The 15458-nt window shown below is 75.4% G+C and carries 15 protein-coding genes and 1 pseudogene; 11 read left to right on the top strand and 5 right to left on the bottom strand.

The window, feature by feature from the left end; genetic code table 11:
* The first annotated feature begins 361 nt into the window (after positions 1-361).
* Positions 362-1180, top strand: coding sequence for a GNAT family N-acyltransferase (locus AB0442_RS28755; protein WP_366166430.1), 819 nt, complete (start codon positions 362-364; stop codon positions 1178-1180).
* A gap of 41 nt (positions 1181-1221) precedes the next feature.
* On the top strand, positions 1222-2040 hold the full coding sequence (locus AB0442_RS28750; RefSeq protein WP_366166428.1) for a lysophospholipid acyltransferase family protein: 819 nt from the start codon (positions 1222-1224) through the stop codon (positions 2038-2040).
* A gap of 49 nt (positions 2041-2089) precedes the next feature.
* On the opposite strand, the gene AB0442_RS28745 is transcribed toward AB0442_RS28750, so the two are convergent.
* Both AB0442_RS28745 and sigJ read right to left on the bottom strand, forming a co-directional pair.
* Positions 2090-2773 carry an NAD(P)-binding oxidoreductase gene (locus AB0442_RS28745; protein WP_366166426.1) on the bottom strand — a complete coding sequence of 228 codons (684 nt, stop codon included), beginning with the start codon at positions 2771-2773 and terminating at the stop codon, positions 2090-2092.
* A gap of 62 nt (positions 2774-2835) precedes the next feature.
* Positions 2836-3756, bottom strand: a complete 921-nt coding sequence (gene sigJ / locus AB0442_RS28740) for an RNA polymerase sigma factor SigJ (RefSeq protein WP_366166424.1) — start codon at positions 3754-3756, stop codon at positions 2836-2838.
* A 132-nt stretch (positions 3757-3888) separates the two neighbouring features.
* Between sigJ and AB0442_RS28735 the strand changes: the two genes are divergently transcribed.
* The 4 genes from AB0442_RS28735 to AB0442_RS28720 all read left to right on the top strand — a co-directional run bounded on the left by AB0442_RS28735 (position 3889) and on the right by AB0442_RS28720 (position 7435).
* On the top strand, positions 3889-4737 hold the full coding sequence (locus AB0442_RS28735) for an AraC family transcriptional regulator (RefSeq protein WP_366166422.1): 849 nt from the start codon (positions 3889-3891) through the stop codon (positions 4735-4737).
* Positions 4738-4803: 66 nt separating this feature from the next.
* Positions 4804-5250 carry a VOC family protein gene (locus tag AB0442_RS28730; protein WP_366166420.1) on the top strand — a complete coding sequence of 149 codons (447 nt, stop codon included), beginning with the start codon at positions 4804-4806 and terminating at the stop codon, positions 5248-5250.
* Positions 5251-5302: 52 nt separating this feature from the next.
* Positions 5303-5734, top strand: a complete 432-nt coding sequence (locus AB0442_RS28725) for an MmcQ/YjbR family DNA-binding protein (RefSeq protein ID WP_366166418.1) — start codon at positions 5303-5305, stop codon at positions 5732-5734.
* 138 nt (positions 5735-5872) lie between these two features.
* Positions 5873-7435 (top strand): APC family permease, encoded by a 1563-nt coding sequence (locus AB0442_RS28720; RefSeq protein WP_366166470.1) that lies wholly within the window; start codon positions 5873-5875, stop codon positions 7433-7435.
* Between the two features lie 54 nt (positions 7436-7489).
* On the opposite strand, the gene AB0442_RS28715 is transcribed toward AB0442_RS28720, so the two are convergent.
* Positions 7490-7999 carry a pyridoxamine 5'-phosphate oxidase family protein gene (locus AB0442_RS28715; protein ID WP_366166416.1) on the bottom strand — a complete coding sequence of 170 codons (510 nt, stop codon included), beginning with the start codon at positions 7997-7999 and terminating at the stop codon, positions 7490-7492.
* A 118-nt stretch (positions 8000-8117) separates the two neighbouring features.
* On the opposite strand from AB0442_RS28715, the gene AB0442_RS28710 reads away from it, so the two are divergent.
* Positions 8118-8909 carry a hypothetical protein gene (locus tag AB0442_RS28710; RefSeq protein WP_366166415.1) on the top strand — a complete coding sequence of 264 codons (792 nt, stop codon included), beginning with the start codon at positions 8118-8120 and terminating at the stop codon, positions 8907-8909.
* A 34-nt stretch (positions 8910-8943) separates the two neighbouring features.
* On the opposite strand, the gene AB0442_RS28705 is transcribed toward AB0442_RS28710, so the two are convergent.
* A complete protein-coding gene (locus tag AB0442_RS28705; protein WP_366166414.1) occupies positions 8944-9927 on the bottom strand; it encodes an aldo/keto reductase in 984 nt (327 codons plus the stop codon).
* Positions 9928-10186: 259 nt separating this feature from the next.
* Complete coding sequence (locus AB0442_RS28700) at positions 10187-11038, bottom strand: UbiA family prenyltransferase (protein WP_366166413.1); 852 nt, start codon at positions 11036-11038, stop codon at positions 10187-10189.
* A gap of 518 nt (positions 11039-11556) precedes the next feature.
* On the opposite strand from AB0442_RS28700, the gene AB0442_RS28695 reads away from it, so the two are divergent.
* The 4 genes and pseudogenes from AB0442_RS28695 to AB0442_RS28680 form a co-directional block, all read left to right on the top strand.
* Positions 11557-12621, top strand: a complete 1065-nt coding sequence (locus AB0442_RS28695) for a 3-oxoacyl-[acyl-carrier-protein] synthase III C-terminal domain-containing protein (protein WP_366166411.1) — start codon at positions 11557-11559, stop codon at positions 12619-12621.
* A 10-nt stretch (positions 12622-12631) separates the two neighbouring features.
* Entirely contained in the window at positions 12632-13156 is a 525-nt protein-coding gene (locus tag AB0442_RS28690; RefSeq protein WP_366166409.1) for an isoprenylcysteine carboxyl methyltransferase family protein, read from the top strand.
* On the top strand, positions 13153-14178 hold the full coding sequence (locus tag AB0442_RS28685; RefSeq protein ID WP_366166407.1) for an NAD(P)/FAD-dependent oxidoreductase: 1026 nt from the start codon (positions 13153-13155) through the stop codon (positions 14176-14178). Before AB0442_RS28690 ends, AB0442_RS28685 begins: the two co-directional genes overlap by 4 nt.
* 495 nt (positions 14179-14673) lie before the next feature.
* Positions 14674-15458 (top strand): annotated as a pseudogene (locus tag AB0442_RS28680) (hypothetical protein); the annotation flags it as partial.

Here is a 15458-nt window from a genome sequence, read left to right as displayed (position 1 = left end):
CAGTGTGGCCGACCCCCGGCGGGTGCGGCCAGCACGCCGCACCGCCAAGTCGGGATGCCCCGGGCCGACGGGGCCGACCCGTTCCGCTGGGACCGACCCGTTCCGGTGGGGCGCGCCCGTGCGAGCGGGGTGCGGCCCGGGCGGACGGGTCGGGACGGGCTCCCGGGGCCCCGGCGGCGGGCGGTGCGAGGGCCGCGCCAGGCGTTCAGCCGGTCCACATCTGCGCTCTGTCGGGCGGCCACCTCGATGCCGACCTGCCACGGGAGACATACGGGTGACCCGCCCGTCATGAGCGTGACGGGACAAGGGCCGGTCCGGAGCGCAGTGCGTCCAGTCCCGTCCACGAGCAGGGAGAGCCGAGATGACCACCGCCCCCGTCCTCACACCGTCCGTCCCCGACCGGGCCGCCGCTCCCCAGGCCGCCGCCCGGACCCCGCAGGCTCCCGTGCCCGTCGGCTACAGCGTCGCGCTGGCCCAGGACGAGGGCGACGTGCGGGCCGCGCAGCGGCTGCGCCACCGGGTGTTCGCCGAGGAGATGGGCGCCGTCCTGGACAGCCCGCTGCCCGGCCTGGACGTCGACGCCTTCGACGACCACTGCGACCACCTGCTGGTCCGCGAGAACGGCACCAACGAGGTGGTCGGCACCTACCGGCTGCTGCGCCCGGAGGCGGCGCGCCGGGCCGGCCGGCTGTACTCCGACACCGAGTTCGACCTGTCCCGGCTGGCCGGGTTGCGGGACGGCCTGGTGGAGGTCGGCCGCTCCTGCATCCACCCGGACCACCGGGGCAGCGGAGCCGTCATCAACCTGATGTGGGGCGGCATCGCCCGCTACCTGACGACGACCGGCAACACCTGGGTCGCGGGCTGCTGCTCCGTCCCGCTGGCGGACGGCGGCACGGAGGCCGCTGGCGTCCGGGACGCCGTCCTCGCCAAGCACCTCGCCCCGGAGGAGTACCGGGTGTCACCGCTGCGCCCCTGGGACCACGAGGGCGTCACCCGGCCGGCCCGCGCCGCGATCCCGCCGCTGCTCCGCGGCTACCTGCGGCTGGGCGCCTGGGTGTGCGGCGAGCCCGCGCACGACCCGGACTTCGGCGTCGCCGACCTGTACGTGCTGCTGTCGCTGGAGCGGACCGACCCGCGCTACCTGCGGCACTTCCTGTCCGCCGGGCCCGCCTTGTGAGCGCCTGGCTGCCGACGGCGCCCTGCACGCCGGAGGACTGCGTGGCCGCCCCCGACCCGGTGGTCGGCCCGGGGCGGCAGCTGCTGCGCGCCGGGGCCTGCGCGGGTCTGCTGCTGGCCGGGGTGGCGCTGGCACCGGTGGTCCGCGGATGCTGCGGGCCGGCGCTGCGCGAGCGGCTGGTGCAGCGCTGGGCACGGCTGCTGCTCACCGCGTTCGGCGTGGAGCTGCGGGCGGGCCCGGCCCCGCGGACGGACGGCGGCGTGCTGGTGGTGGCCAACCACGTGTCGTGGCTGGACATCCTGCTGGTGGCGGCCGTCCGGCCGGCCCGGATGCTGGCGAAGACGGAGGTACGGGCCTGGCCGCTGCTCGGCCCACTGGCGGCCTGGGCGGGCACCCTGTTCCTGGACCGGGACCGGCTGCGCGCGCTGCCGGCCACCGTGGACGGGATCGCGGCGGCGCTGCGCCGCGGCGAGCGGGTGGCGGTCTTCCCCGAGGGCAGCACCTGGTGCGGGCGGCGCGGCGGACGGTTCCGGCCGGCGCTGTTCGAGGCGGCCGTGCGGGCCGGCGCGACCGTCCAGCCGATGGCGCTGCGCTACCGGCTCGCGGACGGGCGGACGGCGACCGTTGCGGCGTTCGTCGGCGAGGACGGGCTGCTCGCCTCGCTGCGCCGGGTGATCGCCGCCCGCGGGCTGGTGGCGGAGGTCGAGTTCCGTGCGCCGGTCCCGGCGGGTGCGGCTGGCCGCCGCGAGCTGGCCGCGGCGGCGCAGGCGGCGGTGTTCGGCACCCCGCTGCTGCCCGCCCCGGCGGCTCCCGTCGAAGGTGTCCGACACACGGCCGACCGGCTGCCGGCCGCCGCCTGAACGCGGCACGCCGAAGGCGGGTGCCGACGGCGACAGCGCCAGCGACGGCTCAGCGGGCCACCGCGATCACCTCGCGGACGGTCTGCGGGTCGTCGAGCAGCCGCAGCATCCGCCGGGCGACCTCGGCCCGCGGGACGGTCCAGCCGCCGCGCACGTTCTGCCCGAGGGCCGTCCGGGAGGTGCCGGTGGCCGGTCCGTCGGTCAGTCGGGGCGGGCGGACGACCGTCCAGTCCAGTCCGCTGCTCCGCAGTTCGTCCTCCATCCGGGCGAGGTCGGCGTAGTGCGGCCGGAGCGCGGCCTTGACGGCGGGTCCGAAGAGGTGGCGCATCAGGAAGCCGTCGCCGGGGTCGTACCGGGGCGGGGTGGGGCGGCCGGGCGAGGGCACGGTGCCGACGGGTGCGGCGCTGACCACGACGATCCGCCGGGTGCCGGTGCTGCGCATCGCGCGGACGAGGGCGCGGGTGCCGCGCTCGGCGACGCCCGCCTCGGCGTTGGAGCGGGCGCCGAGTCCGGAGAGCACGGCGTCGGCACCGGCGACGGCGCGCTCCACGGCGGCCGGGTCGGGGTCGGCGAGGTCGGTGGTGACGACCCGTATCCGGTCGGACGCCCGTTGCTCGGGGGTCAGCCGGTCGGGGTTGCGGACGAGCACGGTGGCCTGGTGGCCGGCGGCCAGCGCCTGGTCGAGGAGGTGGCGGCCGATGCCGCCGGTGGCGGCGACGACGGTGATCTTCACGGTGGTCTCCCTGGTCCGGTCGGGTCCGGTCGGGTCGGGTCGGGTCCGTGGGGCCCTGGGCCTCACGGGATGCGGGTGAGCTTCTCGGGGTTGGTCACGAAGTAGATGTCGCGGACGTGGTCGCCGTCGGCCGTCGGCTCGACGACCAGCACGGCGAACGGCTCCTCACCGGCGAACAGGACGGCCGAGGGGTCGCCGTTGGCGCGCGCCCAGCGGACGTGCAGGGTGGCGGCGTTCCGGGCCGCGCCGGCCATCAGCGTCCGGGCGACCTGGTCGCGGCCGTGCACGGGCAGCCGCCCGGCGGCCGGGGCGCGGCCGCCGCCGTCGGCCCACAGGGTGACGTCCGGGGCGAGCAGGTCGAGCAGGGCGTGCAGGTCGCCGCCGCCGACGGCCGCGGCGAACCGCTCGGTGACGCGGCGGCGCAGCGCGGCGTCGGTGCGGTAGCGGGGACGCCGGGCGTGCACGTGCTCGCGGGCGCGGTGGGCGGTCTGGCGGACGGCGGCGGGGGTGCGGCCGAGCAGGTCGGCGATCTCGGTGTGCTGGTAGCCGAAGACCTCGTGCAGCACGAAGACGGCCCGCTCCAGCGGCGAGAGCGTCTCCAGGACGACCATCAGGGCCATCGAGACGGATTCGGCCCGTTCGGCCTCCTCGGCGGTGCCGGCGGGCGGTTCTGCACCGGCGGGGGCGACGAGCGGTTCGGGCAGCCAGGGGCCGAAGTAGGTCTCGCGGCGGCGGGTGACCGCGGCGCGGCGGGCGAGCGCCTTGTTGACGGCGATCCGCACCAGGTAGGCGCGGGTGTTGTCGATCCGCTCGGCGCCTCGGCCGGACCAGGCGAGCCAGGTCTCCTGCAGCACGTCCTCGGTGTCGGCGACGGTGCCGAGCATGCTGTAGACGATCGAGAAGAGCAGGTCGCGGTGGTCGACGAAGTCCTGTGTCGTCCCGTCGCCGTCGTCCGTGCTGCCGGTCGCTGCGGTGCCGGTCATGGTGTGCCTCCCGTGTGCGGTCACCGATCGAGAGCAGCACAGGGGGCCCGGGTGTGACATCCACCCCGCCGGATGTGACCCGGGTCTCACCCGGCCACCCCGCACGGCGCCCGGCGGGCCGATACTGGCGGGGTGGACGAGGCGGTGGTGGACGAAGGTCACCGGGTGTGGCCGACCGGGGCGATGGCGCGGTACGCGGCCCGGTACTCCGGGTACCGACAGGCCGGTCTGCCGCCGGGCCGGCACCGGGGCCTGCCCTCGCCGTGGCTGACGCTGATCTTCACGCTGGACGACCCGCTGACGGTGGCGGTGCATCCCGAACCCGGCCGTGGGCCGCAGGACTACACGGCGCTGCTGGGCGGGCTGCACACCACGCCCGCGCTGATCACCCACCCCGGCCGGCAGTCCGGCATCCAGGTGGCGCTGGACCCGCTGGCTGCGCGCCCGCTGCTGGGCCTGCCGGCGGGCGAGCTGGCGGGTCTGGACCTGCCCGCCGAGGACCTGCTGGGCCCGCTCGCCGGGGAGGTCCGGGATCGGCTGCTCGCCGCGCCCGGCTGGCCGGAGCGGTTCGCGGTGCTGGACGCGCTGCTGCCGCGCCTCGCGGAGCCGTACGGCGAGGCGGCGCCGGAGGTGCGGCGGGTGTGGGCGCTGCTGCGGCGCAGCGGCGGGCGGCTGCCGGTGTCGGCGCTGGCGGCGGAGGTCGGCTGGAGCGAGCGGCACCTCGCGGCGCGGTTCCGGCTGGAGACGGGGCTGTCGCCGAAGGCCGCGGCCCGGGTGGTGCGCTTCGACCGGGCCCGCCGGATGGCCGCGTCGAACGGTGGCCGGTTGGCCGAACTCGCGGCTCGGTGCGGGTACTTCGACCAGGCGCACCTGGCCAGGGAGTTCCGTGCGCTGGCCGGCGTCGCGCCGAGCGTGTGGCTGGCGGAGGAGTTCCGATTCGTCCAAGCCGGGGTGCCGGCCGCGGTACAGGCTGGGGTGTGACGGCACGGGGTGCGCGACGGCCCCGGGTGCGACCGGCACCGGCCGACGCGGCACGGAGGTGGAGTGATGGGTACGGCACAGGTCCCGGACGGGGCGCCCGCACCGCAGGTGTGGCCGACGCTGCGGTCGCACGACGCCCGCAAGCTGATCGCCTTCCTGGTGGAGGCGTTCGGCTTCGAGGAGACGGTGGTGTACGGGGAGGGCTCCGTGGTGCACCACGCGCAGCTGAGCTGGCCGGAGGGCGGCGGGGTGATGCTGGGCTCGGTCCGCGAGGACCCTGACGGTGTCGACGGCGCGCAGGGCAGCGGTCCGACCCCGCCGGGCAGCTTCGGGGCGTACGTGGTGACGGCGGACCCGGACGCGGTGCACGCGCGGGCGGTCGCCGCGGGCGCCGGGATCGTGGACGCCCTGCACGGGACGGACTACGGCTCGCGGGACTTCGCCGCCCGCGACCCGGAGGGCAACCGCTGGTACTTCGGCACGTACCGCGGCGAGCCGCGCGGCCGCGACTGAGACGGCGGGCGAGGGGGAGGCAGCGGGCGAGGCTGCGGGCCGGAACGGGGCTGTGGGCCGGAACGGGGCGGCGGGCGAGGCTGCGGGCCGGGACGGGGCGGTGCTGCGGGCGGCGTTGGAGCGGCTGCGCGGGCTGTGCCTGGCGCTGCCCGGTGCCGAGGAGCGGCCGAGCCACGGGGAGGCGGCCTGGTTCGCGGGCCGGCCGATGTCCGCCATGACCTCGGACCGGCACCACGACGACCGGACGGGCTTCTGGGCGGCGGCCGCCGCCGGGGTGCAGGAGCACCTGGTGGCGGCCGATCCGGACCGGTACTTCCGCCCGCCGTACGTGGGCGGCCGCGGCTGGATCGGGGTGTACCTGGACGTCGAGGTCGACTGGCGGCAGGTCGAGGACCTGGTGCTCGACGCCTTCCTCCTGGTGGCCCCCGCGCGGCTGCGCGCCATCGCCCGGGAGGGCACCACGGAGGCTGGGCCCACCGGGTGAATTTGACGTCTGCGCAGGTCACAGGCGGTGTGGACGCCGAGAGCGGTGGAGCGTACGGGCGTACGATGGTGCCCAGTTCCTGCCCTTGCGGCCCCGTCACAGCCTCCGGGCTGGAGAGAGGGGGTGGGTCCGGTGTCGATGCCTCCCGGCAATCAGACTCCTTCCACCGCACCCCGTTCGACCGGCTCGGGTGCCGGCGAGAAGGGTCTGAAGACCGGCGCGCTCGGCCTGGTGTCGTCCGTCGCCATCGGCCTGGCCTCCACCGCCCCCGCCTACAGCCTCGCGGCAACGCTGGGCATCATCGTCGTCGGGGTCGGCCTGCAGGCGCCGATCATCACCATCCTGGCGTTCATCCCCATGCTGCTGATCGCCTTCTCCTACAAGGAGTTGAACGCCTCCGACCCGGACTGCGGGACGACGTTCACCTGGGCGGCGCGGGCGTTCGGCCCGCGCACGGGCTGGATGGGCGGCTGGGGCATCATCGTCGCCGACATCATCGTGATGGCGAACCTGGCGCAGATCGCGGGCGTTTACGGCTTCCAACTGTTCGGCCTGGACTCGCTGGCGAACTCGACGACCTGGACGACCGTCGCCGGCGTCGTCTGGATCGTCGTCATGACCTGGATCTGCTACATCGGCATCGAGCTGTCCGCGGCGCTGCAACGATGGCTGCTGTGCATCGAGGTCGTGATGCTGGTCCTGCTCTCGGTGACGGCGCTGGTCAAGGTGTACGGCTCGAACCCGCCGTCCACCGCCATCACGGTGGACGCCTCCTGGTTCAACCCGTTCGAGGTGTCCTCGTCGACGGCGTTCACCGCGGGCATCCTCTCCGCGGTCTTCATCTACTGGGGCTGGGACACCGCGGTGTCGGTCAACGAGGAGACGGCGGACGCCGCCCGCACGCCGGGCCGGGCCGCCGTCATCTCGACCGTCCTACTGCTGCTCATCTACGCCCTGGTGTCGACCGCGGCGATGGCCTTCGCGGGCGTCGGTACGGAGGGCATCGGGCTCGGCAACGAGGACAACTCGGGGGACGTGCTGTCGGGGCTGGGTGACGCCGTGTTCGGCACCACCGGCTTCGGCGGGTTCCTCAGCAAGCTGATGATCTTCATGGTGCTGACCTCGTCGGCGGCGTCCACCCAGACGACCATCCTGCCGACCGCGCGCACCAGCTTCTCGATGGCCGCTCACAAGGCGCTGCCCTCGCACTTCGGCCGGGTGCATCCGCGTCACCTCACACCGACCTGGTCGACCATCGGCATGGGCATCGCCTCGATCGCCTTCTACGTCCTGCTCACCGCGATCAGCGGCAACGTCCTCGCCGACTCGATCGCATCCGTCGGCCTCGGCATCGCCTTCTACTACGGCCTGACCGGCTTCGCCTGCGTCTGGTACTACCGCAAGGTGCTGACCCGCAGCGTCAAGGACTTCGTCCTCAAGGGCGTCGCCCCGCTGCTCGGCGGCCTGATGCTGCTGTACTTCTTCTGCTACGGCGCCTTCGACGTCTACGCCGACCCGGACTACGGCTCCACCTCGATCGACCTGCCGATCTTCGGCAAGACCGGCGGTGTGACGGTCATCGGCATCGGCGCGCTGGTGCTGGGCGTGATCCTGATGCTCGTGCAGTGGGCCGTGCAGGGCACCTGGTTCCACCGGCCGGACGTGCCCAAGGAGGCGGCGGACCCGGCCACCGCGCCCTGAGGCCCGGCACCGCTCGTCAGCGTCGTTCCTCGTCGTCGTCGGCGCTCGTCGTGGTCAGTCCTCGCCGTCGGTGAAGCGCCAGCGGGTCGGCGAGCCGCGAAAGTCGGTGTGCAACAGGCCGATGGCCTGCGCCGGGCGGACCCGCACGGTGGCGTTGACCGCCGGGTCGAGGAAGTCGATGCCGTACGCCACCGAGTACTTGGCGTTCAGTGCCGCCAGGAAGCCCGCGATCTCGGCCCGGTCGGCGGTCGGCTCGGCCCGGCCCTCCAGCACCACCGGGTCCCGCGGGTCCTCGGTGGTGACCACGCAGTCCGGCCGCTCCGCGAGATTGCGCATCTTGCGGGAGGAGACGCTGCTGGAGAACCAGAACGCGCCGTCCAGCCACACGCCCCAGACCGGCATGGTGTGCGGACGGCCGTCGGGGCGCACCGAGCACACCCAGTAGTCGTGCGACCCGGTCAGACGCTTCTCGGCCCACTCCCAGCGGAGCAGACCGGTGCCCTCGTCCGCGGGCCGGATGCCGTACCCGGGCATGTGCGGGCGCCCGGCGGTCGGCTCGGTCATGGCGGCCACTCCCTCCGACGGTGGCGGGTCCTTCCTCCAGCCTAGGGGTGTCCTCGGGGCGCACGGTGGTCGTACCGGGGGCACCTCGGTGTCGGGGGCGGATGGCAGGATCCCGGGCATGGCGGGCATGGCAGGCACGGCGGGGGTGGCAGGGGTGGAGAGCACGGAGATCGGGGACCTGACTCTGCGGGCGTGGCGGGGCGGCACGGACGAGTGGCGGGGCCGGGTGCTTCGGACGGCCGCGGAACGGCTGGCGGCGGACGGCTGGGCGGTGACGCCGGACGGGACCGCGACCGTGGTGCTGCACGGGCGGGAATTCGCGCTGGTGCCCGGCGGCGAGGCGCGGCTGGGCTTCGACGCCGCCGTCTTCGAGGCGACGCCGGAGCAGGCCTCCTCGTACGCGGAGAGCTGCCGCGGCTTCGGCTTCCCGGCGGAGCTGCGCACGCACCTGGGCGCGGTGCTGAGCCCCGTCCGGACGGTGCGGCTGCCGACGCTGCTGGTGGGCGTCGAGGCGGTCGACGCCGGGGAGGTGGACTTCGAGGAACACGGCTGGCGGCTGCCCACCCCCGACGAGTGGGAGTACGCCTGCGGGGCGGGTGCGCCGACGCTCTTCCGCTGGGGCGCCACCCACCCGGACACCGACGACCCGTTCAGCGCCCCGGACGGCCCGCAACACCGGCCGAACGCCTTCGGGCTGCGCATCGCCCAGGACCCGTACCGGCCGGAGGTCACCGCGGATCCGGGCGTGATGTGCGGCGGGGACGGCGGGTCCGCGACCTGCGGCGGCTACGGCTCGTTCCTGGCCTGGCTGCCGCTGGCGACCGCGTACCGCGACCCGGAGCTCGCGGAGCTGCTCGACGACGACGGCTGGTGCGACGACCTGCTCGGCCGCCCGGTCGTGGCGCTCTGACGCGCGAGCGTGCCGACCGGGCGGCCGCGGTGGCTCACCAGCGGTCGTGGACCTGCGGGCGGATCCGGCGGTCGTAGAGGTCGCGGACGGCCGTCAGGGTGGCGTCGGAGAGCGGCGGCAGCGCGGCGGCCGCCGCATTGGCGCGGGCCTGCTCGGGGTTGCGGGCACCCGGGATCACCGTGGTCACGCCCGGCTGCTGGACGATCCAGCGCAGCGCCGTCCCGGCCGGGGTGGCACCCTCCGGGGCGAGCGCCGAGAACTCGACGGCCGCCTCGACGCCCGTCGCGAAGTCCACCCCGGAGAAGGTCTCGCCCTGGTCGAACGCCTCGCCGTGCCGGTTGTAGGTGCGGTGGTCGTCCGCCGGGAAGACGGTGTCCCGGGTGTAACGGCCGGAGAGCAGACCGGAGGCGAGCGGCACCCGGGCGAGGATGCCGACGCCCGCTTCGGTGGCGGCCGGCAGCACCTGCTCCAGCGGCTTCAGCCGGAACGCGTTGAGGATGATCTGCACGCTGGCCACGCCCGGCCGGGCGATCGCCGTCAGCGCCTCGGCGCACGTCTCGACGCTGACGCCGTACGCGGCGATCCGCTCCTCCGCCACCAGCGTGTCCAGGGCGTCGAAGACCTCGTCCGAGGAGTACACCGGGGTCGGCGGGCAGTGCAGCTGCACCAGGTCGAGCCGGTCCACGCCCAGGTTGGTCCGGGAACGGTCCGCCCAGGCACGGAAGTTGGCGAGGTTGTAGTGCTCCGGCCGCTGCTCGACCCGGCGGCCGAACTTGGTGGCGACGAACACCCCCGCGTCCGGACGCTCCTTCAGGTGGCGTCCGATCAGCTGCTCGCTCCGGCCGTCGCCGTAGACGTCGGCGGTGTCGAACAGGGTGACACCGCTCTCGACCGCGGCGTCCAGCACGGCAAGGGCGTCCTGCTCGCGGACGTCGCCCCAGTCCGCACCCAACTGCCAGGTACCGAGGCCGACGACGGAGACGGGACGGCCGGTCCGGCCGAGGACACGCTTTTCCATGGGGAGCCTCTCAATGACCAGCGGGAAGGAGGTGCACGATCACCGTCCACCGTACCGAGCGACCGGACGGTCGGACCGCGGGCCGGACGGTCGGACCGCGGGCCGGACGGTCGGACCGCGGGCCGGACGGTCGGACCGCGGGCCGGACGGTTTCCCGGGTGATGCGCGGAGCGGCGGGCGCTGGGCGGGGCGGCGCTGGGCAGCACAGCAGGGCAGCGTGCGGATCGGCGGGCGGTCGCGTGGACGGCCAGGCGGGCGGTCAGGTGGCGGCCGGGCCGCGGGCGAGCAGGAGAGCGACGTCCAGGCCCGCGACGGCGATGGTGGCGAGGAAGGGGATCCGGCCGGGCGCGACCGGGGCCAGCAGGGCGGCGGCGACGGCGACGGCCAGCGCGACGCCCTCCACCGGGGGGACGGGCCGTCCCGGGCCGAGGACGAGGACGGCGGTGGCGGCCGAGGTCGCTGCGGCTGCGACCGCGGCGGACGGGCGGCGGCCCAGCCGCTGGGGCAGTCCGAGGACGCCGGCGGCACGGTCCGCCGGAATGTCGGGGAGGACGTTGGCGAAGTGCGCCCCGCAGCCGAGCAGCGCCGCCGCGCCCGTCACCCACCAGGGCGGGACGTCTGCCGTGGCGAAGGCCGGCAGCGCGCCGAAGGCCACCGCATACGGCAGCCAGGAGGCGGCGGTCCGCTTCAGCCGGAGGTTGTAGGCCCAGCCGGCGGCGACGCCGGTGAGGTGGGCTGCCCCGGCCCGGGTGCCGCAGGCGAGCGAGAGCGGAACGGCGACGGCGAGGGCGGCGGCCGCCGCGGTGCCGACCGTCCTGGGAGTGAGGGCACCGGGGGTGAGGGCTCCGCGGGCGAGCGGCTTGTCGGCGCGTCCGGCGGCGGCGTCCCGGGCGGAGTCGATGCAGTCGTTGGACCAGCCGATGGACAGCTGGCCGGCCGCCGTGGCGGCTGCGGTGAGCAGGACGGCATCCCTGCCACGGCCCGCGGCGGCGGCGAGCCCCGCGGCGAAGACGGTGACGGCGGCGGCCGGGGCCGGGTGGCACGCGGCCAGCAACAGGACCGGCCGGCGGATCCACCGCCCGGCCGCCGCCGCGTCCATCCCACTGGACATGCCGTCAGGTTAGGGCCTCGCCGACGGTTCGCCCCGCAACGGCACACGGGAGCGGGGTGGGGTCGGGCCAAGCCGGGCCGGGCCAAGCCGGGCCGGGCGCGCCGCGGTGGTCGTAGCCTGAGGAAATCGGGCTTGCGGGGCGGACAGGCCGTTCCTCCGGTTACACGCCATCACGGTGGCTACGGGTGGTGGACGGGTGCCGGAGGCACGCCGCGTCGAGAGGCTCTCCACTCGGTTACACACCATCACAAGAGCAACCGGCCGCCCCGGCGTGACAGCGGGCCGCACCGCAGGAACCCCATCGCTCCGGTTACACAGCATCACATCAGCAACGGTTACACCCCATCGCTCCCGCAACGGCGACTCCCGAACGCCAGAGCGTGGCACACACCGCCCAACGCCCCCTCCCGGCAGTGACACGGCATCACCTACGCGACACAACCTCCGAACAGCGAATCGGGCGCGCCCAAGAGTCCCCCTTTCGCCACATAAGACCGAATCCTCCCTATGCTGAGCCGATGACCCGAATTGTGGCGGTGAGCGGGGTGCTGCCGGTCCACCGCTACCGGCAGGAGGAGATCACCGAGTCGCTGGCGGCGCTCTGCCTGCCGCCGGACGCGGACCGGGCGGTGCTGGAGCGGCTGCACGCCGGGGCCGGGGTGGCGACCCGTCATCTGGCGCTGCCGCTGGAGCGGTACGCGGGCATCAACGGCTTCGGGCAGGCCAACGACGCGTTCATCGCCGCCGCCCTGGAGCTCGGCGAGCGGGCCGCGCGAACGGTGCTGACGGAGTCCGGGCTGGCCGCCGAGGAGATCGAGCTGGTGGTGTCGACCTCGGTCACCGGGATCGCGGCACCTTCGCTGGAAGCCCGACTGGCCGGCCCGCTCGGGCTGCGGCAGGACGTCCGCCGGCTCCCCGTCTTCGGGCTGGGCTGTGCGGCGGGCGCGGCCGGACTGGCCCGGCTGCACGACTACCTGGCGGGCCGGCCCGGTCATGCCGCGCTGCTGCTCTCCACCGAGCTCTGCTCACTGACCCTGCAGCGCTCGGACGCCTCCACCGCCAACCTGGTGGCCTCGGCGCTGTTCGGGGACGGTGCGGGCGCGCTGCTGGCGGTCGGGCCGGAACATCCGCACTTCCACGACTCCCCAGGTCCGCGGGTGGTGGCAACCCGCAGCCGCCTGTACCCCGGCACCGGACACCTGCTGGGGTGGGACATCGGCGACCGCGGGTTCCGGATCGTCCTCGGCGGAGCGCTGCCGGAGCTGGCCGGGCTGCACGTGGCCGAGGAGGTCGAGGCGTTCCTCGCCGAGCACGACCTGAAGCCGGACGAGGTGGCCGCCTGGATCTGCCACCCGGGTGGGCCGAAGGTGCTGGACGCCCTCGGGGAGGCGCTGGGCCTGCCGGAGTCCGCGCTCGCGCCGAGCCGCCGCTCGCTGGCCCGGGTGGGCAACCTGTCCTCCGCCTCGGTGCTGCACATCCTGCGCGACGTCCAGGCGGACGACCCCCCGCCGCCCGGCTCCGCCGGCCTGGTGCTAGCCCTGGGGCCCGGCTTCTCCTCCGAACTCGTCCTGCTTCGCTGGTGATCGAGGTCCGATGTCCTGGTACTCCCTGCTCGTCCTGCTGGTCGCCGCCGAGCGGCTCGTCGAACTCGTGGTCGCCCGCCGCAACGCCGCCTGGAGCATCGCCCGCGGCGGCACCGAGCACGGCCGCGGCCACTACCCGCCGATGGTGCTGCTGCACAAGGCGCTGCTGGCCGGCTGCCTCCTCGAACCGGCGCTGCTGGCAAGGCCGTTCGTTCCCGCGCTGGGTGTGCCGATGCTGCTGCTGGTGCTCGCCGCGCAGGGGCTGCGCTGGTGGTGCATCGCCTCGCTCGGGCCGCGCTGGAACACCCGGGTGATCGTGGTGCCGGGCCTGCCGCTGGTCACCCGCGGCCCGTACCGGTGGCTGCGGCACCCGAACTACCTGGCGGTGGTGGTGGAGGGGGCGGCGCTGCCGCTGGTGCACTCGGCGTGGCTGACGGCGGGCGCCTTCACGGCGCTGAACCTGTGGCTGCTCGGGGTGCGCATCCGCTGCGAGGAGGCGGCGCTCGGCGGGGTGGCGCCGGCGGTCGCCCGGTGATCGACCTGCTGGTGGTGGGCGGCGGCCCGGCCGGGCTGGCCACCGCCGTGCACGGGGCGCTCGCGGGCTTGGAGGTGGTGGTGGCCGAGCCGCGTCGGACTCCGGTGGACAAGGCCTGCGGGGAGGGTCTGATGCCGGCCGCCGTCCGGGCGCTGGCCGGGCTCGGCGTGGCGCCGGAGGGCCACGCCTTCCACGGCATCCGCTACCTGGAGGCGACCGGGACGCGGGCCGCCGAGGCACGGTTCCGCACGGGGCACGGTCTCGGGGTGCGGCGCACGGTGCTGCACGCGGCGCTGGCAACGCGGGCCGCGGAGCTCGGCGTGCGGGTACTGCCGCTGCGGGTCGGCGCGGTGGACGTCGGCCCGCACGCGGTGCGGGCGGCCGGACTGACGGCCCGGCACCTGGTCGCCGCGGACGGACTGCACTCCCCCGTCCGGCGCGCCCTCGGCCTGCACCGGCCGCCGCCGCCGGGCCGCGCCGTCCGGTACGGGCTGCGCCGGCACTACCCGGTGGCGCCGTGGTCCGGGTCGGTGGAGGTGCACTGGTCGGCGCGGGCGGAGGCGTACGTCACGCCGCTCGGCCCGGAGCTGGTGGGTGTGGCGCTGTTGACCTGCGACCGGGCACCGTTCGACGAGCAGTTGGCACGGTTCCCGCTGCTGGCGGCGCGGCTGCCGGCCGGGGCGGGCACGGCGGTGCGCGGCGCGGGGCCGCTGCACCAGCGGGTCCGGGCGCGGGTCGCCGGGCGGGCGCTGCTGGTGGGCGACGCGGCGGGCTACCTGGACGCGCTCACCGGGGAGGGCCTGTCGGTGGCCCTGGCCTGCGCGGACGAGCTGGTGCGTTGCGTGCGGACGGGCCGGCCGGAGGCGTACGAACGGGCGTGGCGGCGCGCCTCGCGCAGCTACCGGATGCTGACCGGTGCGCTGCTGTGGGCGCGGCAGCGGCCGGTGCTGGCCCCGCGGATCGTGCCGCTCGCGGCCCGACTGCCGCGGGTCTTCGAGGCCGGGGTGAACCTGCTGGCGTGAGCCCGTCCAGGACGGGTGTCCCGTGCGGCGCCCGGGGCGGTGCCTGGTCGCCCGGGAGGCGGGTGGTCCGCACCGCCCCCGGGCGCCCCTCAAGGGGACGGCATACGGCGGCCCGCGGGCCAGGCGCAGGGAGCGGAGCACGGGAGCGCGGGCCCGGCACAGCGGGGGCGCGGCACGGGTGAGGCGCCGTCAGGGACGCTCCGCGAGCGCCTCCGATACCACCCAATTCCCTAGCAACTCATATTAATTCGGACATAAACCTCCTGTGCCCGAGATCACAGCAACCGCCCGACCATGCCGCCCCACCTGGGATTTTGGGCGTGCACACGCGATCGAGACGCCGTACGGCCGGTGCAGCGGGCTTGCATCGCCGACGGGCCGTCGCGCAGGCTCTGGCGCTGAGCGGTCCGCCTCTCCGGTCTCGGAAGGGCGGGCCACGTCCGCTCGGAAGGGCGGGCCACGTCCGCAGGGGGGTACGAAAGGTTCCCCCACCCCATGCCCAGAAACTCGAAGCACCGCCGCACCACGCGACTCACCGCCCGCCGGGCCGCCGCCCTCGGGCTCGCCGTCGCCGCCGTCGGAACCGGCGCCGCAGCCTGGGCCGCCCCGGGCGGCTCGTCCGACCCCGTCGTCGTCGACTCGCTGACGCTCACCCCCGCCACACCCTCCGCCGGCGCCACGGTGACGGCCACCGCCAAGGTGCACGCCACCCAGCGGACCGCCGTCCAGGCGCTGACCGTCGCGGTCCGCTCCTCGAGCGGCGCCAACTACGACTTCGCCGGCGCGATCCCGACCACGCTGACCTCGGCGCAGCAGACCTTCGTACCCAAGAGCCGGACGTTCCCGGCTGGCGCTTACACCGTGTTCGTCGCCTACAAGGCGAACAACGTCTGGCACAACCTGGCGCCGAAGAAGGCGTTCACCTCCACCGGCAGCACGGTGACCACGAGCCCCAGCCCGACGCAGTCCGCACCGGCCACCTCGGCCTCGCCGACCCCGACGGCCGCCGCGAGCAGCTCCGCCCCGGCGAGCACCGCACCGACCACGCCCGCCGCGCCCAGCACCTCCGCGAGCGCCACGCAGACGCCGACCGCGAGCGCGGCCCCGAGCACCACCACCCCAAGCGCGAGCGCCTCGGCGTCCGCGACCACCGCGTCCGGCACCGGCGGCCCGCTGGGCATCGCGGGCAGCTGGCGCCAGGTCTTCGCCGACGACTTCAACGGCACCTCGGTCGACTCCGCCAAGTGGACGGCCAACTGGCTCGGCTGCGCGACCTGCAC

Source organism: Kitasatospora sp. NPDC085895, from assembly GCF_040702125.1.
Classification (GTDB): domain Bacteria; phylum Actinomycetota; class Actinomycetes; order Streptomycetales; family Streptomycetaceae; genus Kitasatospora; species Kitasatospora arboriphila.
The sequence above is the reverse complement of the archived record's forward strand: the minus strand, read 5'-3'. Positions and strand labels throughout refer to the sequence as shown.